Annotated in this window: 17 protein-coding genes; 10 read left to right on the top strand and 7 right to left on the bottom strand. The window is 36.1% G+C overall.

Going from position 1 to position 20,002, the window contains the following annotated elements:
* Positions 1 to 167 precede the first annotated feature (167 nt).
* Together ACN6MT_RS06330 and ACN6MT_RS06325 are read left to right on the top strand one after the other, a co-directional pair.
* Positions 168 to 506 carry a L,D-transpeptidase gene (locus ACN6MT_RS06330; protein WP_251461276.1) on the top strand — a complete coding sequence of 113 codons (339 nt, stop codon included), beginning with the start codon at positions 168 to 170 and terminating at the stop codon, positions 504 to 506.
* 324 nt (positions 507 to 830) lie between these two features.
* Complete coding sequence (locus tag ACN6MT_RS06325; protein WP_308105479.1) at positions 831 to 1,385, top strand: recombinase family protein; 555 nt, start codon at positions 831 to 833, stop codon at positions 1,383 to 1,385.
* Between the two features lie 1,115 nt (positions 1,386 to 2,500).
* On the opposite strand, the gene ACN6MT_RS06320 is transcribed toward ACN6MT_RS06325, so the two are convergent.
* Both ACN6MT_RS06320 and ACN6MT_RS06315 read right to left on the bottom strand, forming a co-directional pair.
* Entirely contained in the window at positions 2,501 to 3,886 is a 1,386-nt protein-coding gene (locus ACN6MT_RS06320; RefSeq protein ID WP_419955175.1) for an MFS transporter, read from the bottom strand.
* A 71-nt stretch (positions 3,887 to 3,957) separates the two neighbouring features.
* Positions 3,958 to 4,338 (bottom strand): alpha-L-arabinofuranosidase C-terminal domain-containing protein, encoded by a 381-nt coding sequence (locus ACN6MT_RS06315; RefSeq protein WP_419955174.1) that lies wholly within the window; start codon positions 4,336 to 4,338, stop codon positions 3,958 to 3,960.
* On the opposite strand from ACN6MT_RS06315, the gene ACN6MT_RS06310 reads away from it, so the two are divergent.
* The 3 genes from ACN6MT_RS06310 (at position 4,316) to ACN6MT_RS06300 (ending at position 6,809) form a co-directional block, all read left to right on the top strand.
* Positions 4,316 to 4,714 (top strand): hypothetical protein, encoded by a 399-nt coding sequence (locus tag ACN6MT_RS06310; protein WP_419955173.1) that lies wholly within the window; start codon positions 4,316 to 4,318, stop codon positions 4,712 to 4,714. The genes ACN6MT_RS06315 and ACN6MT_RS06310 overlap by 23 nt on opposite strands.
* Positions 4,715 to 5,085: 371 nt before the next feature.
* On the top strand, positions 5,086 to 5,808 hold the full coding sequence (locus tag ACN6MT_RS06305) for a hypothetical protein (protein WP_419955172.1): 723 nt from the start codon (positions 5,086 to 5,088) through the stop codon (positions 5,806 to 5,808).
* Positions 5,809 to 6,296: 488 nt separating this feature from the next.
* On the top strand, positions 6,297 to 6,809 hold the full coding sequence (locus ACN6MT_RS06300; protein ID WP_419955171.1) for an AAA family ATPase: 513 nt from the start codon (positions 6,297 to 6,299) through the stop codon (positions 6,807 to 6,809).
* 450 nt (positions 6,810 to 7,259) lie between these two features.
* On the opposite strand, the gene ACN6MT_RS06295 is transcribed toward ACN6MT_RS06300, so the two are convergent.
* Positions 7,260 to 8,636 carry an ATP-dependent nuclease gene (locus tag ACN6MT_RS06295; protein WP_419955170.1) on the bottom strand — a complete coding sequence of 459 codons (1,377 nt, stop codon included), beginning with the start codon at positions 8,634 to 8,636 and terminating at the stop codon, positions 7,260 to 7,262.
* A 582-nt stretch (positions 8,637 to 9,218) separates the two neighbouring features.
* On the opposite strand from ACN6MT_RS06295, the gene ACN6MT_RS06290 reads away from it, so the two are divergent.
* Positions 9,219 to 9,362, top strand: coding sequence for a hypothetical protein (locus ACN6MT_RS06290; RefSeq protein WP_419955169.1), 144 nt, complete (start codon positions 9,219 to 9,221; stop codon positions 9,360 to 9,362).
* 72 nt (positions 9,363 to 9,434) lie between these two features.
* Here the strand turns inward: ACN6MT_RS06290 and ACN6MT_RS06285 are convergent, their stop codons facing one another.
* Both ACN6MT_RS06285 and ACN6MT_RS06280 read right to left on the bottom strand, forming a co-directional pair.
* A complete protein-coding gene (locus tag ACN6MT_RS06285) occupies positions 9,435 to 9,575 on the bottom strand; it encodes a VanZ family protein (protein WP_419955168.1) in 141 nt (46 codons plus the stop codon).
* A 260-nt stretch (positions 9,576 to 9,835) separates the two neighbouring features.
* Entirely contained in the window at positions 9,836 to 11,218 is a 1,383-nt protein-coding gene (locus ACN6MT_RS06280) for a reverse transcriptase domain-containing protein (RefSeq protein ID WP_419955167.1), read from the bottom strand.
* Positions 11,219 to 11,331: 113 nt separating this feature from the next.
* On the opposite strand from ACN6MT_RS06280, the gene ACN6MT_RS06275 reads away from it, so the two are divergent.
* Together ACN6MT_RS06275 and ACN6MT_RS06270 are read left to right on the top strand one after the other, a co-directional pair.
* On the top strand, positions 11,332 to 11,487 hold the full coding sequence (locus tag ACN6MT_RS06275) for a hypothetical protein (RefSeq protein WP_419955166.1): 156 nt from the start codon (positions 11,332 to 11,334) through the stop codon (positions 11,485 to 11,487).
* A gap of 494 nt (positions 11,488 to 11,981) precedes the next feature.
* Complete coding sequence (locus ACN6MT_RS06270) at positions 11,982 to 12,734, top strand: hypothetical protein (protein ID WP_419955165.1); 753 nt, start codon at positions 11,982 to 11,984, stop codon at positions 12,732 to 12,734.
* A 420-nt stretch (positions 12,735 to 13,154) separates the two neighbouring features.
* Here the strand turns inward: ACN6MT_RS06270 and ACN6MT_RS06265 are convergent, their stop codons facing one another.
* Complete coding sequence (locus ACN6MT_RS06265; RefSeq protein WP_419955164.1) at positions 13,155 to 13,895, bottom strand: SDR family NAD(P)-dependent oxidoreductase; 741 nt, start codon at positions 13,893 to 13,895, stop codon at positions 13,155 to 13,157.
* Positions 13,896 to 14,685: 790 nt separating this feature from the next.
* Here ACN6MT_RS06265 and ACN6MT_RS06260 point away from each other — a divergent pair.
* Positions 14,686 to 14,871: a hypothetical protein gene (locus ACN6MT_RS06260; RefSeq protein WP_419956392.1), complete on the top strand. Its 186-nt coding sequence runs from the start codon at positions 14,686 to 14,688 to the stop codon at positions 14,869 to 14,871.
* A gap of 216 nt (positions 14,872 to 15,087) precedes the next feature.
* Here the strand turns inward: ACN6MT_RS06260 and ACN6MT_RS06255 are convergent, their stop codons facing one another.
* Positions 15,088 to 18,405, bottom strand: a complete 3,318-nt coding sequence (locus ACN6MT_RS06255; RefSeq protein ID WP_419955163.1) for a glycosyltransferase — start codon at positions 18,403 to 18,405, stop codon at positions 15,088 to 15,090.
* Positions 18,406 to 18,986: 581 nt separating this feature from the next.
* Here ACN6MT_RS06255 and ACN6MT_RS06250 point away from each other — a divergent pair.
* Positions 18,987 to 19,922, top strand: coding sequence for a LytR family transcriptional regulator (locus ACN6MT_RS06250; RefSeq protein WP_419955162.1), 936 nt, complete (start codon positions 18,987 to 18,989; stop codon positions 19,920 to 19,922).
* Positions 19,923 to 20,002: the final 80 nt, after the last annotated feature.

Genomic DNA, 20,002 nt, shown 5'->3' with positions numbered 1-20,002 from the left:
AAAATGAAAGATCTAAAATAAATTGTTCTGCAGCCTAGAAGTCTTGTCATTCAGGATACTTATTTGTTTTGTTCAAAAACTCATACAATACTGTTCAATCAATTCCTGTTAATTAACAAAGTCTTGAGTTACTACATACATTATTTAAAAAAATGGAGTTGATCTTCGTGGCGAGATGGATTGACGTGTCAACATCAAAACACCGATTAAGATTGTATGACGGAAACAGACTGATAAAATCCTATCCGATAGCTACTGGCAAAATATTAACTGCTACACCGTTTGGTACTTACACCATAATAAATAAGCAGCCAAATCCTCCCAGACATGTTTTTGGGGTTTTATGGATGGGATTATCAAGACCTCATTATGGAATACATGGTACAAACAATCCATCATCAATAGGTAAAAGCGTTTCTCACGGTTGTATTAGAATGTTTAATCATGATGTTTTAGAATTATCATCTAGAGTTCCAATTGGTACCAGGGTCATCATTCATAAATAACTCTGTTAATCTCGCTTCTATACTGCATATTTTGTGTCTTATGCAACAACGGCCCAGTTCTTATTGCACTAAACTGGCCCGTTTGCGGAACAAAATTAAAAAGCGCCCTTTAATCAAAATGATTACATGTTAATATTTTACAGGCTAGATATATGTTACAAAACTCGTCCTTTTCTGAACACGCTATTTTTCATGAGGAAAAGGACATTTTTTATTACCATTCATGTCATAAAACCCCGTTCATTTTTCTATGTCTAGTAACCTATTAAAATCTATTTTATGTTACAATGAATTCAAAAGAAAAATTTGAAAAGAGTGATTTTGGTGTTAATTGGATATGCGCGTGTGTCAACGGGATTGCAAAATTTGGATTTACAGATGGATGCGTTAACGCAGTATGGTTGCTCAAAAATTTTCCACGATAAAATAAGTGGAGCAAAAAGACAGCGCCCCGGTTTAGAAAAGGCACTTCAGTATGTACGTGAAGGAGATACAATTGTCGTTTGGCGATTAGATCGCCTTGGTCGCAACATGCAGGACTTAATACAAATTGTAAATACTTTGAACGAACGAGGCATAGGCTTTCACAGTTTACAAGAAAACTTAACCATGGACAAAAGCAATGCAACGGGACAATTGATGTTTCACTTATTCGCAGCTTTTGCAGAATTTGAACGGAATCTGATTGAGGAGCGCTCGGCTGCAGGACGAGCAGCTGCAAGAGCGCGTGGTCGTCTTGGTGGTCGTCCTGAGAAGTATGGACCAAAAGATATTGAAATGATGAAAGCTTTAATTGAAAATGGTACACCGATTAAAGATGTTGCAGAAAAGTGGGGCGTGTCTCGTACAACGATTTATCGCTATTTAGAGAAACAGTAAATCGGATGTGCAAACAAACACTTAAAACACGCACAAAATATCTCCAAAACTTACAACTTTTAGATACATAGATTTTTAGATTTCTAAAGACTTTTGCCCCTTCAGGGGCACGGAAACGATTCTGGATTTCAAGGGCCACTATGGAATCAAAAATTGATGTTTAATGTCAATAATATTGTTCCAGAAAAGGGCCAGATTCTTTAGGAATCTTGTATAATAAACTCAAAAAATTTTTTCAACTAAAGATAGAAGGTATAAAAATGGATAATGAAACAGCCAAAAATATTAGAGAAAGTTTAACGGCTGATTGTACGAAGTGCTTTGGACTTTAACCAGTTAATCAAAGAGCTGTTCGAAAAGATAAAACTCATAATATTAAGTTTCCTGTTTCACCCTTAACCCAGATAAAATTAAAGAGCTTTTGCAAACAAGCAGCAAGGATTTATAGAGAACAGGGGAAGGAACCCCTTAGTCAAACAAAATTTAATACGTTATTGATTCGTTATGGCCTGCAGCATGAAGAAATGATAGATTGGACTCATCAATACTCCGATACAAAGGTATATACACCAGAGTTGAAAATGATACTTAAATGAAAATGAAAATGTAAGAGTGAAGTTGTTATCTGATTAAAAAATAATTTGTTTAGATGGACAAACATCTAGCTGTTTAGAGTGGAAATTGTCTTTTTTTAGAAATATTAACATTAATATAAATGTTAACGTTAATATTAATATTGGGTTATTCATAGTTTGATTTTTGAACGCAGAATTTACCTGTAAAAAGCAAGTCATTCTACGAAAACTGACTTCAAAAAGCAGATAATCCTGAGTTTCAATTCCAACATCAAAAATAATGTGTTTACATTTAATAACAAATTGTCTGAGAAAAGGAATGCTGGGGTAACGTCAGGGTTTAGCATATATTGTACGCTAAGCAAATTTTGACATAAAAAAAGTCGGTTCCTGTACGTTAAGGAATCGACTTTTTTGATTGGCTTATTCAAGTAAAGCACCATATAGTTCAATTCACCTATGTGGCCTTAAAAAATACTTTTCGAACTGCCCTCTATGTTAATGCTTTATTAATTTAGAAGTTTCTTTATTTTAAAAATTTTAGTCTTTTGTAAGATTGCGGTTCTGTAAATCTTTAATTATATTAGGATATTCCTTATCAAGCTTGTAGAAGTATAATAAAATGATTTGCGCAACAAACATGATAATTGGGATATAAATAAAGATTGCTTCAATCGCAAATAAAGCACTATCTGATTGTAATTCTTGACCACCAACATAGCCATTCAAGCTTAATATCCAACCCATCAACGCAGCACCAATCCCTACACCTAGTTTTTGTCCCATACTTCCGCCACTATATAAGACACCCTCATTTCTAATACCTGTTTTCCATTCGCCATATTCAATAGTATCTGGCAGTAGTGCCCATAATCCCCCTAGTAAAGGTACTTGACCAATACCTCTTATTATTTGCCCGACTACAACTAGAGTTATACTGGATGGGTCTATTAATATTAATACTGATCCAATAATACTTATAACAGTACCACCGATCATGGCATTTCTTTTGCCATATTTTTTAAAAATCGGAGCAAGCATTAAAAATCCTAGCAGTAATGGAATTATATATACTAGTGTTAAAATTCCAACCAAACTAGAATTACCAAGAATATATTCAGCATAATAGATTGTACTACCTTGGTTAATGGCATACCCAATACTATAAATAATAAAGTACAAAAATACCATTACCCAGTATTTGTTTTGAGTTAAAGTTTTAAGGCTTTCTTTCAGGGGTACATTTTGCTTCGAACCAATAGCAGGCTGTACCCTTTCTTTAGCAGTTTTAAAGGTAATCATTAATAAAATTACTGCAATAGTTCCAAAAATTGAGTATGTTATAATCCAACCTGTTTGATTGCCTCCAAATGCTTCAACAAGAGGCATTGTAAGGTTACTTACAATAATAATACCAATGTTAGCAAAAAACATTCGATATATATTTAAGACAGAGCGCTGATGCTGATCCTGGGTAATTAATGTATTTAATGTTCCATATGGAATAACAACACCTGTAAATATTAATACTAATAGATTATAAGATACAATTACATATATTACCTTACCCATATAACTACTATCTGGCACTGCAAATAATAATGCTGTAAAAACGCCAAACGGTATTGCAAGCCATAAAATCCAAGGCCTTGCCTTGCCATGTTTTGACTTTGTTTTATCAACGATTGCTCCCATGGCTACATCTGAGATACCATCAAGAAACCTTGAAAGCAATAATATTGTCCCAACTAATGCTGCACCAACACCAACAACATCTGTATAAAAATAGACTATAAACATTCCCATCGATGCCCAAGCAAAATTAATTGCTAAATCACCAAAACCGAATCCAACCCTCTCCATCGTTCCAACTTTATGACTTACAGGAGGTTCTACCATCATTTCTTTTCTTACCTCAACAGCCATTTTATATCCCCCTAATCCGATTATGGAAATACCTTTAACCGACTACAGTGTTTATTATTTAGCTTTCCCTTTTATTTCTGTAAAAAGAGAACATTCCAAGATAACTTAGGTAATAACACTTTTGTATTTTTATTTTCCGTAACATTCTTCTCAATCATCGTTACACAATCAGGATTTTCAAATGTATTTCTTGCCTCAAGGTTGTCCCCAGTTAATGTAAGGTGCTTTGAGATTTTTCGTTCTCCGAAACCATTTAATTGAATTTCGAACTCTGTCTCTTCCTCCTGATTACAATTTAATGCAAATACAATAATTTCGTCAGTTTCATTATTGTAAACAGCTGTAGCCTCAACAAGTGGGCTTATTCCAAATTCACTTTCGTAAGTAGATCCCTCAGCAATTCCGTTAGCTCGTGCATATGAAGTAGCATTGCAGCAAATTTGGTTACACACTATTGGTTCTGTAACCACTGGCGTAGGTACGGCAATAGCGGCGGCTGCTGGTGCGACGCTTGCTGTCGGATCGATTGTAGTGGGCGCTGTTGCACTGGTCGTCACTGCATATGTTGCTACTTTCTACGCAATGTGGGCACCAGCCGACCTGCTAATTGATGACAGCATTTCTTTAACCCTTTTGGATTTGGCTACTCTAACAGATTTAACTAGCCCTCTCCCTGTAGAAACTATCGCAATTACAAATAGGGAAATTCTAAAAATTGTTACACCATTATCAAAAGCTGGCTTCACGTACGATGAACTGCGTGCCTATGCAGCTCCCGCACCAGAAGGAGGCGGCGCATATGAAATCACCTTTAAATATAGCCGTTAACCGAGACTTGTTTTGAACCTAACACAAGATATTGTGTGGGGATAAAGCGTATATTTGAGAATAATTACTTTTATCTAGTTTCCTCGTAGCAGGATACTCAGAAGAAATAATATCAATTTCTTATTGAAGTAAAGGCTGCTTTACTTCAAAAACAGGTTGCTACGGCAGCCTGTTTCTAATTGTTCTAACGGGGCAGTTTTGTGAAATAAATCTACTGAATCTATAAAGTTAAATTTGATACAACTGACTACGTTAGTTGTCTATACTTCTATCTTTCATCATGCATTTAATAAAGGATATAAAGCAAAAAGGAGTGGATATAAATTGGGATAAGACCATTATGTAATAAACTATATGGAACTGACGCAGTTTTGGGAAACCTAATTTCCATTAATACACTGACGGGAAGCGGAACAATTATAGGTAAAATGTTTGATCAAGCTCCATCACTAGCCACCGACCCAACAACTGGCATCTTGTATGCCGGTACTGGTGGAGGTATACCGGTTCTTTTTACGGTTGATCCAAATACAGGTAGGCCCACTTTTGTTGGCAATACAGGATTGGGGGAATTTCACTCTATTGCAGGATTGGATTTTAGGAGTGATGGTACTTTGTTTGCTTCAGTTAATATAATTGGTGGCAGCCCAACAGGTGCAGATCATTTGGCTATCCTAAATAAAAGTACAGGAGTAGCTACAGTGGTTGGACCCTATGGAATATGTGACACTGATACATGCACCATTGAAGGAATGGAAGGAATCGCTTTTGATGAGACTGGTACACTTTGGGGTTCTTTACGCACTCGTCGCAGTGACGGAACACCTGGACTGTACACAATAGATACCAAAACGGGAGCCGCTACATTTGTTACACGTATTCAGAACCCTGATGGGTCCACACCAAGCGGCGGTGTGGTTAGCCTGCAGTTCTGCAATAATTTATTATTTGGAGGAACAGCGAATGCTATACCACCTGCAACCGATGGTGGTAAGCTTATTGTCATTGATCCTTCAACTGGATTTTGGTCTTTTGTGGGAACAGGGACTGCAACAGGTGGAACTAGCCTAGGAGGTTTGGCTAGAGTTTTTTGAATTAAATTCATTCCGACAGGGATTCAATTTGTTTTATGAGGATCCGCAGTCAAATTACCTTCTGATTGGTCAGCTAAAGGGGTTCAATGGTTGATGGCTGTTCAAAGCTACTCCTTTTTTTCACCCATATTAAACCACCTTTCAATTGAAATTATGCATATTAAATGCAGTAATTGGACAACCAGTAACGGACAACACCTTTCTAAATTTAAATAAATTCTGATTGAAGGGGTTAAAAAAAGAATGTGAAGTATTACTCTTAAAGTCAAGGGTGCGTTGATCCAAGAAGGATTAACGCATCTTTTTGTTGAACTTTATTTAAGTAACGGCGCAGGTTCGTTTTAGAAGAAATATAAAAGAAAGAAATTGGAAGAATAAGTGAATTGGATATAAATCTAAAATCTAAATATTAATAAGAGAATAATGGCTATGGGAACTAACGAAGTAAAAAGTTTGAACTCAAATAAACGCGGGGGGTTAGGATATATATGAAACAATTGGGGACGCTATACTTTTTCTGTGGAAAAATGGGAGCTGGAAAATCTACTAAATCAAAACAATTGGCGATAGATAAACATGCGGTACTGTTGTCTGAGGATGAATGGCTTTCATCTCTTTATCCCAATCAGATCGCATCATTTGAGGACTATCTAAAATTCTCAGCGCAGCTTAAGCCGCTGGTGAAAAAGCATGTCCAAAACATTTTAAGTGTCGGTACAGATGTAGTGATGGATTTTCCAGCGAACACTCAAAAACTGCGAAAGTGGTTTGTGGATATGGCGTCAGAGGTCAATGCAAACCATCAACTAATTTTCCTTAATCTAAATAACGAGCAATGCTTACGTCAAATTGCACAAAGGCGTAACGAACAACCCGAAAGAGCAGCTTTTGACACGGAAGTGGTGTTTAATCATGTTACTAAATTTTTTGAAGAACCAGAGGCAACTGAGGATTTACATATATTAGAATTTAACGAAAAGGATAACAAGGAGTTCCAATGATTCTTGTGTATAGAGTACCTTTTGCTCTGGGAGGTGCTCTATACGATATAAAATAAATGTGAGTAAGAAAAGCTTCAATGTATATATGTTAAAATCGGTGTAACTTTATGAAGTGGTACACTTAAACGAACGGAAGCGTTGATCTAAGGGTTATTAACGCTTCTTTTTGTTGCTTTATTGAAGTAAAGTGACAGTTTAGTTTAAGTATATCAATCCATATTTTATTGGTTAAATCAATCTTTCTGCAACGATGCAAAAACTCAACATGATTGACGATTTTTACATAAAAAGACCCCCACCAAAGGTAGGGGATTCAAAGTTTTATGGTTTTGTAATAGTTACATCTCTAAAACACTGTATTCCTCCTTGGTGGGTAACCAAACATGCTAACATATTCACGCTAAATTGTGATGGATGATTTCATTGCCTACCCGGAATGAACATTTGCCGCTAATTAAAATATTGATTAATTTTTTTAAACATTTCTACTGTCTCTGTTTTATATTCTGCTCTTATTTCTTTGTTAGTATCATCTAACAAGCCTTCTACACGTTCCTGCTTATATTCCGGTTTCGTTCGTACATCTTTAGCGGGAATACAATAGAATTCATAATTAGGAAAATCAGTTTCCAATTTTTTTCGTTCTTCCGGCTTATCGTTATCTAAGATTCCAATTACCTTCTTAAAACCTAACTCTTGGAGTATTCCTGCAAACTTTTCCATTTTTGCAGCTCCCCCAGTGCCCCAGCCGAAAAATTCTCCATTAATAGCTAATTCTAGTTTCTCTAAGATTTTACTGTAGAAAATTATGTCATCTTGTCCTTCTACTAAAATGACGTTATCCTCTAAAAAGAAGACCTCTCTAGCGTTAATTCCAAGCATATGTGGGTTACGGTAATCTCTTAATGCCCCTAGAATAAATTTATTATGTTGATCACTCAACTGTGAAACAGTTGAATGCCCATTTTCTAGGTGCACTCTTGAAATAGTAGCACCATTTGCAAGATACTCCAAGTTAACGAAGTACGGTGAGTGGGTTGCAACTATTATTTGTCTATCCTTTGCCATATTAGCTAAAAGCCTAGATAGCCTTTTTTGATATGTTGGATGAAGTGATAGCTCAGGCTCATCAATAACAATTATGTCTTCCGCATTTGAATCATAAAGAGCATCAATAATGAAAAATAGACTAATTAATCCTTCTCCTAAACCTTCACTACTATGTTTAATAGTTCCCTTAGAAAACTTTAAGAAATATAGTGAATTATCACTTAGATCGATTGTCCAATTTGGGACAGGATTAATAATTTCCTTTAATAATTGGTTGAATTTCTCTCTATTTTGATTCGCATGAAATAACCTTGAGGAAAATTCCTCTTTTGAATTTAACCTTTGATTAGGCAGATTAGTGTGATGTCTTAAGTAATTCTCTCTATTGTTATTACTCTTAGAAAAAAAAGGATTAAAAGCCCTTCTCGAATTTAAAACGAATACTTTACCATTCATATTTGTGTTTTCTTGTAGGAATACCGTTTCACTTGAACCTGCCATTTCACTTTTAAGTTCGAGAGTATTGTCTTCAAAATTAGTCACTTTAATATAAACTTCATCGCCTGCTTCTATATTCCTTCGTCCTGTAGAGAGGCTAGGTGGGGTATGTTGTGTTACTGCTGTTATTGCTTCAAGTACCGTGGATTTTCCAGCGTTATTCGAGCCCACAAAAAGGGAGAGACCACTTCCTAGTTGTCCATTTGGCTTGGCAAAACTTACTTTCTGAGTAGTTGCAAAACCTCTTAAGCCTTTTATCTCGATATCTTTTATCATCATTATCTCCTAAATTGGTATTTACTTTCAATATTAACCGCCTTAATAGGATAAGTCTATTGCAGAAAATCCCCAAAAAATAATTTCATTATTAAAAGAATTATAATTTCTCATTTCATTTGACTAGTTGGTGAAAAGGGGGGCTGGCAACAGAATATTCTGAGCAAAGATGAAAATCCTAGAGGTTGTGAAACAATATAACTTCAATTGTTTCCACAAATGGAAGATTTTTTTATTCCAAAAAAGTTCACAACTTTATTACAACCTTTCGCAAACTAACCTGTCCTTTTCGCCTTTAGATTTCTAAATAGAAGATAGAACAGGTGGTGCATTTTAATGAATTTATAATCGGATAAGGATTAAAGTGTAGAACGCTATACTCAATATAAGATAAAAACGCAACGGAAGAAAGGCAGTGGTTGACGATGGTAAAGTATACAATGATACATGATGATTTATGGATTGGTTCAGAAGGCATGATGATGACCCCCGCAAGAGTAGTATTTTCACCTATATCTTCTTACAAATCCATATATAAATCATATAGGAATCTATCAAATTACGAAAAAACAAAGGGTTTTTCATTTGGATTATTCGAATGATGTGGTTCATTTGTTACTAAAACAATTCATTGAGCATTACAATCTGATTCGTTACAATCCAAAGATGCGAGAACTCGCGATTAGAGGCTGGGGGAATCCAAAGCTTCAAATATATCCAGCTGTATAATAGTAACAATTTGAGATTACTCTAAATTTGGTTAAATAGGATTAGGATTTAGAAATCTAAAGACTTACTTTCTTACATTTCGTTATTAAATAGCTGATTAATAAAACTAGAAACGCCTCCAAACGAATCAAATAAAACATCCCAATAAGCTGCAAGTCTTTCTGGGATAGTAAACTCGTGCCATTCATCAGTTATTGCATAGCTAGACACCATGCCAGCAGATAGGAGAACCACAAGGCTTCAAGTGATTTATACAGTAATAAAGTTTGAATTCCAAAGACGAGGACATGTGTGTCTTTCTTACGAATAAATCGAGGAGTGACAAGCACCGATATTTCATGAAAGAAAAAAAGATCAACAACCCTGCCACCCAACTATATTCATCTGCAACTCCATTCTATCACTATTTATCTTTCTAAAAATCTATCAATCTCGCGACAAAAACCAGGGAGTGACAGTCACACAGAAATGAGTTATAACCGTTTATTTATTTTCGCCCAGTGTCGTTTAATCTGCTTACGGATAAGGCTCTTTGTTTTTAATCTAGCCATTTTAGCGTGGGCCCGGTATGCATATGTGATAAAGTTACCTCGATCTTTATAGTCGAAACCAAGATGAGTATAAATTTTATATAACTCTGTTTTTGGGCCCTTCCGATTTGTTACAAACGCAATGCGTCGACTTGAATCCGCTTTTCGATATGCACGGCAGTAATATTTAAATAGACTCTTCTCACGTATCTGTATAGATTGGCCATTAGTTACAAATCCCAGATAATCTAACTTACTGTTTTGTTGTGATTCATCTAAAATAGTGCCGTTAATATATAAACGTACTTCTGTTTTTTCCTCTTGAATCTTTAACCCTTGGGATTGGTACTTTTGAATAATTTGAAGTATTTCATTCTTTTTTACTTCAACTAATTTTGATGATGCATTAGTGACTGGGATGATTAAAATCAAATCATCGCAGTATCTACGATAAAGTGCTTTTTGGGTATCAGCCCACGCTTTTATCTCTTGATCAAAATGAATTAGATGTACATTAGAGCAAACAGCACTCATTCCAGATCCTTGTGGAATCCCATAAGGTTTTTTATTTTTGAAAAGATAGCTTTGTTTAAATATCCGAAACTCTTCAGAGGTCATAATCTTTTTTAATTTTTTACTTTTCAAAAGTTCTTTAAGCTTTTTGACACCGTATTTCTGTTTTAAATTTACATCAACGTCTGTTTTTTTCACATATGTAAATTCTGTAAGGTTTTTGAAAACCTTATACCAATCCTTAGTTAGCTTTTCGACACCGAGAACAGTTTTAATATTCTGTTTAAGCGTCCTATGCTCAATGTGATCAAAGAACTTTGTAAAATCGAAAGAAATGACAACAGCTTGCTTTTGGTTTAATAGGAAATCAAATACTTCATAAGCAAAATCAATATTATTTTTACCCCTCTTATTATTGCGATAAGCTAAAGCGCTATTGTCTATTCCTTTTGCTATGGCATAATAATTATAAGCATTATTTAATAAGTCACCGTAGTATTTATAAATAAAACGATCTTTGTGAGCAGCATAATATATTTCGCGTATTTTTTTCTTTTTTATTTTCTGTTCGCTGACAGGGAGTGTTTTATCCTTAGAGATTGTTACATACCTGTTAAAGTTTATTTTAAAATGGATAGACGGCAAAAAAGCATGTGAAGAAACCCAATCAGGATCTTGGATTTTATCTTTCACATGCTCAATATGGACACGTTCATCAAAATGTAAATAATACTTAGTTTCATATTTTGACCAATCAATCTTCGAAGAGCTAGGGAGGCTATGTAATTGTCGTGGCCTATTACTCTGTTTCATAACAGAAAACCTCCTAGCATTCGTTTTTGGGATTCAAGTAAGATGAATAGCCCGGTGACCACTATCTCGTTAAACATTTCAATTATAATATCAGTAAGGAGATTATTATAACTGTGATAAGTTTGATTGACAATCCAGGTTTGCTGTTGGTTATTGCACTTGTGGACATGGTCAGGTTACTTGTTGAGGTCCTTAGTAATAAGGAGGTTGACAAGCTGAAACTTATCTCCCTTGCAACCAATTTTGCAAGACACCTTCAACTAGGTTGAATTAATAATATTATATACGAATTTTCTTTTTTTTTCAAAAATAAACAAAAGCAATTGCAATCTAGACAACACATATAAATCAAACGTTTTATTAGTTTAGGGATAAAACCAAAAAGGCAACGAACCCTAACGTTCTGGTGCCCCAAATCATTCTTGAGCAACACAATCTATTAATCCCTACAAATATCGAGGAGTGACAAGCACAGAAATTATTTTTCCGAAAGGAAAAACCTTTCTACATTATTATCTAATACGTCGGAAACTGAAAATTCAAAGTGATATGAAGCGTATTTAGATAATAATTATAGTTATTAAGGGTCTGTGGAAGGAACCTAAGGGCCATTAGACATAGATACCTTCTATATATAATCGATTCTTAAAGCTTGGCTTGGAAAATAGTGGTGTATAAAAAAAGGATTATTGATAGACTAAACTAATGTCTAATCTTTAAAAACTAAAAATCGTAATATAAAAGAAAAAGAGGTACTAGAAAAATGAACGAAATAATTAAATTTTTAGGTACTATGGGTGTACCAGCAATACTAATTGCTATTATTACTTTAATTCTTAAGATAAAACCTATCACCTTTTTAACTTCGAATTCATTAGATAGAAAATTATCTTCTAAAGAATGGAGTTTCTCTTATTTATTAACCATTTTCATTGCAAAATCAGCATTTTATTCAACTATCCTTATGTCACTCTCCTTGGTGAGTTACAAATGGAATTGGCTAAATAATTGGATAACCGATACTTTAACAATAGTAATGGGAATTGGCCTTATTATAGCCTTTTATTGGTTGCAATATATAGTAGATAAGAAGAAAAGATATGTTCCAAATGTTGATTGGAAGAAAAACCTAATTTCGTTACTTTATGTATCCATATATTTTTTCGGATGGTTAATATTTTTCACATTAATTATAGGAGTGAAGGCCTTCTTAACTTATTATGAAAATGGGGACATATTAACATTGGGACAAATCGGTTTGATTTTTATTGTAACATTCATTTCATCTATGATACTTCCAATTGTATATAAACCACTTTCAGTGTATCTATCCATAAACAAAGAAAAACAATTCAAAGTAAAAATAGAAGAAAAGAAATGGTATCTTTTGTATCCAATAAGTAAAGAGGAATACATGCTAGGTAATAAACCTAGTTATATTGAATCAACCCAACTTAAAATAACTAAAAAAGAAGAACTGTTTGAAAGCGAATTTGATGTAATAGATACCTTATAGGACTAGCTTGTTTTTATAACTTGGGTATTACCATCAAAAAAAGCCGTACACGCTGAAATTTGGAGCCATTAGTTCAATATAGATCTAATTTAAGAAACTAAACTTTAGGCCCATGAGTGGGGGACTGACTCCAAATCGTTAATCTTCCTAGCGCTCAGAATGAAAGTGAGATACCTAAATATAGACCAGACTATAAGCGTGTTAGAACCAAATTTGAAGAGTTACTTATCAATTCGAAAATAACAACACTAAATAAAATGAAATAACCGAGGAACTTTAAAAAATTGTTTTCCAAAATGACCCTCCAGTTAATTCAAAAAATAGGATAGGGATTCTTTGCACAGGCAAGGTGCAAGATTCCCTATCCTATTATTAAACCATGAAAAAACAGAGGGGATCACAAGAACGATCCTCTTGGTCTTATAATGCCGCTGATCCACCATCAATTGAAATAACAGCACCATGAATATAGGCTGCTTCATCACTAAGTAGAAATGCTACGACATTCCCTACTTCATGGGGTTGACCTAATCTGCCCATTGGTACCGCGTCAGCCATGGCTTTAATCGCTTCTGCTGGAAATGCTTTTACCATTGGTGTTTCATTGGTTCCGGGAGCAATGGCATTGATACGAATATTCTCTCTTCCGTATTCTCCTGCTATGGTTTTTGTCAGACCAATGACAGCATGTTTCGTTGCGGAATACGCTCCTAGTGTAGGCATGCCGACTAAGCCGCCAAGAGAGGCCGTATTGACAATGGCTCCACCGCCCGTTTTCAACATCTCCGTCACGACATATTTCAAGCCGTAGAAGACCCCTTTTAAATTGACATTAACGATAGCGTCGAATTCTTCTTCGGAACACTCTAACGTTCGTACGCCAGAACCGGAAATTCCAGCATTGTTAAAAAATAAATCTATTTTTCCAAAGCGGTCAACCGTTTCGTTTACATATTTTTTTACATCCTCTACTTTACTCACATCTGCTTGAATAAAAATAGCCGCACTGCCTAATTCCTCACAAAGATGTACGGTCTCTTCTCCTGTTTCTTTCAACAAGTCTACTACCGCAATGTTCACTCCTTTTTGAGCAAGCCTTAATGCAGCTTCCCTACCAAACCCACTTCCACCGCCAGTAATAATAGCTGTTTTCCCTTGCATTCCATTCACTCCAAAATTAAGTATTTGTGCTGCAATTCATCGAATTCACTTTATGTGAAACATTGAGCAATCAATACTATTATTATAGCACCTTGTCGTTTACTCAAAGGAAATCGGTATGTGTCTAATTCTCGACATCTTTAATAAGTGGTGGATATTAAATGCAGCTGCTTTAAAACGATTAGAACAGGAAGAATAGGAGAAAATATCATATTATCTAATAAACGATTGCTGCTTCCTTCCTCTATTAAACGTATGTTAGCCTTATTAGACCACAGCGTTTTCGTACTTGTTCATTTAATCGTACGAGGTCCATTTTAAGTGGCCTTCCACCTTTCTTACCAGATCAGTGTCTCGACAATATTCTTGCCTCAAAGGAGGACTAAACCTTGGTAAGGCTGCATTTTCAGTCCTTCTAATCAAACGTTTAGTTAATATGGATTCAACTAATTAAATGTTTGATTAAATCGTGCATAAGCCCTCTTATCAACGAACTTTTGCCTATTTTCAAGAAAAATAATTGTCGTATAAAGGTTGTGACCTTTAAAAGCTATCTTCAAAATTGACAATAGAAACTAGCAAAGTACAAACTTTGGCAAAAATAAACAAGTTCGATTACCAACTAATCGTTTAATTAATTTTAAAAAAACCCAATAACCACATGGGTCTTCTTAAATAGTAAGTGCAAAAGTTGTCATTAAAAAGCCATCAGAACCGTCCCTCTGGCCTTCTTAATCCCCATTCGAATCCTGACTTAGAGTATCTTCCGCGTCTGAAAAGAACAGAGTGGATGGCCGTTGGACTGGTTGGAAAGCTCCTAGTCCGGGATGATGGAAATTGCCAAGTAAATGGTTTCTGTAAACCAAATGATGATGGAATAGCCACTCCAGCACAAAATGGGTACCGAGTAATGAAAAGGACAGGTCCAAACCAAATCCAAATTTTCGTATTCCCATATTCGGGTTTACATAAATGAATAGATTTAAACGTGGTTATTTTAAAACATTAAACACTCACAAATGTTGTCATGTCAATGTTTGCAAACCTAATTTATAAAAAAAAGGCAGGTATGGATCTTCGAAATAGATCACACCTGTCCTCCTTTATTACAAAAAGGTATATCACCCTGGATCATTTGATTTACCCTATTAACTTTAGAAGAGTGGGGTCTCTCTCCAAAAATCTTGAAAATTCAGATGGTGCGTTTCACCTTTAATCCATGCTCTACCGTCAGATTTCCTGCCCGCTTTAATTTTCCCCAGCCAACCCGGGTTCCTTTTAATGCAGTAAAAATAGATTTCCACGTTACCCATAGTAATAAGTAGCGGTAGACAATCCTTTGCAGGATCAAGGAAATGAGAGGTTTAAAGCTTAACTTCTCCATCCTAAAAGCAACTAAGCAAATAAGGAAATCGACCAAAAAGTAACTGGTAAAAATCAATAATGTTTTTTGGACATCCCCTGCGAGAATGCCTAAAATAAACAATAAATCTAAAAGCGGAGCAAAGAAAGGAACAATAAATTGAAATAGAATCATATTTGGGAGGGCAATAAACCCAAGTGATTTATGCTTTATTCCCCCAAACACTTTCTTATGCTTCCAAAAACATTGTAAAGTTCCAAAATTCCATCTGAACCGCTGTTTTAGGAAATCTTTAATCGTTTCCGGAGCCTCCGTATAGGCATAGGCCTGTTCATCAATCACAACTTTATAGCCTTGGCGGAGGATTTTTAATGTCATGTCAGTATCTTCTGCAAGAGTATCATCGGTAAAATAGCCTAGCTCACAAACCACCTGTTTGCGCCACGCCCCCAAAGCTCCCGGGACGACTGGGACACAATTAAGCGAGGCAAAGGCACGCTTCTCCAAGTTAAATCCAGTTACATACTCAATATGCTGCCAGGCAGTTAACAGGTTTTTCCTGTTCCCTACCCTCACATTTCCAGATACAGCTGCAATATTTTCATCAGCAAAGTGCCGAATGAGCATCGAAATCGAATCAGGAGGAACAATGGTGTCCGCATCAATCGCAACAAGAATGTCCCCCTTTGCCTTCCTGACTCCCAGATTGATGGCTGAAGCTTTTCCCCCGTTCTTCTTGTGGAAAAGAAGTACCTTTTTATTAGCTTCGTAATCTCGAGATACTACCAAGGAAGTTTGGTCTTTGGAACCATCATCGACAACAATGACTTCTAGGTTTGGATAATCGCTTTTCAAGATTGACTCGATGGTCCTACTTATAACCTTCTCTTCATTGTAGGCTGCGATAATGACACTTACAAACGGTGTAGACTGCCTCAACGGATGACTGGCATGTTTTTTATGTCTAAAAGCTAAACTGCCCAGAATCAAAATGCGCAGAGCCAAAATGAACATCACACTGTAAAGCAAAATGGAAATACTCTCTTTAAAATTTGCTATATTGAACAGCATCACTTTGAAGCTTTGTACAATCGGATTTTCCACCTCTTTGACAGGGGGCATGATAGTACTTTTGCCGTTATCCATTAGATCGCTGACCGATACAAAGTTATATCCTTTATTCTGTAACTGTTCGATGATTTCAGGCAGTGCCTCAACGGTCGCCTGCCTATCTCCGCCGCCGTCGTGAAGTAAAATAATATCGCCGCTTGATGCCTGGCTCAAAATATTCTCGACAATGGCCTTGCTATCACGCAGCTTCCAGTCTTTTGAATCAATATCATAATTGACGGTGACGTACCCCATTTGGGTCACATCCAGTAATCTTTGAAAATGTGCTGGCATATACTTTGCCTCTTCATCTCCATATGGGGACCGATACAAAGAGGTGGTACGTCCAGTAATTCCTTGAATGACGCGTTGAGTACTATTTAGCTCAAGCTTTAACTGCTCATCGGATATTTCATTTGTTTTTGGATGGGTAAACGTATGATTACCAATCTCATGGCCATCCCAATAAATTCGTTTAACAATATCCTGATTGTGGATTGCCTTATTGCCAATGACAAAGAACGTAGCCTTAACCTGGTATTTTCTCAGGATCTCTAATATACTTTCCGTATATTTAGGATCGGGCCCATCATCAAAAGTTAAGACAATTTCTTTATCCTCGGGTTCGCTTAAACGCTCAAACTCGGATGATACTGGGTTGGCAATATAGGTTTCACTCGTAATAAATCCAGCGTCATCAAACCGAAGGCTGCGTTCTCCTTCTTTCCAGCTCTCTTTCGCGCGATAAATATTCCCTTCTCCTGTGCTATAAATATTTCCTCCATTCTTGACCGTGAGCAATTCTTCCATTTTATGCCCTTTAAGAATATCCCAAATAGATGGATCCTCCGATCCCAGCCTCCATAGTGCAATCCCCTTTGCACCAGCCTCGGCAGACATTTTTAATTGGTTGTAGAAGGTTGCACTGTCCAGGAACCATACTTCATGCACTTTATTGTTCTCCATATATTTAAGATAAGGAGTATGACTCATATCATCCCATTGGATGTTCAAGTTGGCTTTTTCGGCAAGTCTTGTGACGTCATCAAAGGAAACAACTTCTCCCGGCTGCTGGCTTTCCCATTCCCAATCATATCCATAGCTTCCAAGCGCAACGATCAGCTTTTCCTTTGGTAATTTTGCGAGAATCTCTTTAAACCAGGATGAAGAAGCAATGGTGCCTGGATTGTTCACATTCTCATCGTAAGCCATGACAATCATCTGATCCACGTGCTTTTCCAGCTCTTTGTAATCAAACGCCTCATTAGCAGCCGGTACATCGATGGAAACAGAGAGACCGTCAGCATGAAAAACCGTGTACAGCTCCTTTATAAACTGTGTCAATAAATCCCGGTCATTCTTGTTTAGATTCTCAAAGTCAATATTAATCCCATCAAAGCCCTGCTGTTTTATTAGTTCATGCAGTTTTTTAATTAATTTCGCTTGTTCTTCTGGAGAATTTAAAAGTTGATGAACTGTCTCTTGATTCCACTTGCCATTCTGTATGTTGTGAATTAACGGAACGATTTTAACATCATTCTTTTTCGCAAGCTCTACTATTTCCGGCTGAATATTGCTTTCAAGTTCCAGATCTGCATTTAAACTCAGCCATTGCGGGATTAGGACATCGATTGTATCAATATTTTTCGTTAACGATTGTTTACTGTTGCTATCCCAATTTACATAGAATGCGAAAACATCATCCTTATAGGCAACTTCCTGCTGGAGATACTTTTCATTCGTTTTATTATTTGCAGATGCAACCTGAGGGGAAGTCATGGTTTCAGATGGACTGATGTGTGAGAATTCATCCGTTTCTTTTGTCTCCAATTTAGGAAGCTGGGGATTAGCATAAAGACCTAAACCAGAAAAAAAGATCATCAGACAGAATAGAATAGCGAACAGTGCCATGAGAATAATCAGCAGATTCCACCGTTTACTCGATTCACTTTCAAAAATAAAATCTTTTTGGCCGGGTTCAAAGTGCAATTGTGTTTTATTATTTTTACTGCGGCTTCGGAAGGTCCTTATTTTCATTTTGTTAAATCCCTCATATCATTTTTTATCTTGTATAAGAACGACCTACTAGGATCCTCCTATTCGCTATTTAAGCAAACTACTTTGTTCACATTTTCACATTAATAACATAGTTTTCAAGTTTGAAAGGAAACCGCTGATAACAGAAATCCATAACTTCTACCAGTATTCCAATCAATTATAAGAGTAACAAGAGGATTTACCAGAAGAAATGAGCTAATCTATCTAATTTTCGCCGACATCACCACTTCAAAGTAATCTCCCCTGCATAATTACCTAAAAATGAATTATTTCTTTACCCATTTACCTAGTTCTTTTTCCCTTTTCGTTTCCTACCTATGAAAATTCAAGTGGGATACAGCCATTATTTCAGTAAAATAACGATTCTTAATGTTTTTGTAATACACCTTTAATATGGCAGAAATGTTTTGATAATAAAAAAGGTTCCTACTAACTAAGTATATTCTACTGATTAAGGGGGTTTTTTGTCATTTTGTCGCTTCTCTAGTTATTTTGTCGAATACAAGTATTTTTTTTTAGATGCTAAACTAAAACGAGATTACTGCAAAGGAAGTGTTTGAATGGAACAGGAACGCATATCCCCGCTCCCTAAAAAAAGGAAGTTGGGTTTAAAAATAACAATTGGAATCATTTTCCTGCTTATTATTGGTGCAGGCGCATACGGATTTTCCGTTTATAACTCTGTTGCCGGCACGCTCAAAAAAACACATGAACCACTGAAACGTTCAGAATCAGAGCAGCGTGTTATTAATTTAGCAAATGGAGATCCCATTTCCATCTTATTATTTGGGGTGGACGAGCGCGAGGGAGACCGTGGGCGTCCAGACTCATTAATTCTATTGACGGCAAACCCAGGAGATAAATCAATTCAAATGGTAAGTATTCCTCGTGATACATACACCGAAATTATCGGCAAGGGAATAAAGGATAAAATCAATCATTCGTATACATATGGTGGAGTTGATATGTCCATTAAAACTGTAGAAAGCTTTCTTGATGTCCCGATTGACTACTACGTGCAAGTAAATATGAATGGCTTTAAGGATCTTGTAGATGCTGTTGGCGGTGTGACCGTGGATAACACATTGGACTTTTCCTATGAAAAGACAGATTTCCCTATCGGTCAACTAAAATTGAACGGTCAAGAAGCGTTGAAGTATTCTCGTATGCGTGCTTTTGACCCACAGGGTGATATAGGCCGACAAGAACGCCAGCGTAAAATCATTCAAGCTTTCATCAAAGAAGCGGTAAAAATCGAAACTCTCACAAACTACGGAAGCATATTAGAGGTAATTGGCGATAATGTAAAAACAAATTTAACGTTTGAGCAAATGAAAGAAATTCAGGCAAACTATGCCGAAACACGTCACAACCTTCAACAAATCCAAATAAACGGAAGCGGTAAGGAAGAAAATGGTGTCTACTACTACATTGTCCCTGAGGCAGAACGAACAAAGCTGTCTGAGACGATTAAAAAGCACTTGGACATTCAGTAGTTTACGCTTTACTGGAGAGAAAAGTTTAGGATAAAAAATTTAATCAGTCACTGTTAACACTCCTTATACCTCCCTGTAAT

The organism is Neobacillus niacini (genome assembly GCF_048572935.1).
In the GTDB taxonomy this organism is placed as follows: Bacteria; Bacillota; Bacilli; order Bacillales; family Cytobacillaceae; genus Neobacillus; species Neobacillus niacini.
This window is presented reverse-complemented; position numbering and strand designations above follow the sequence as displayed.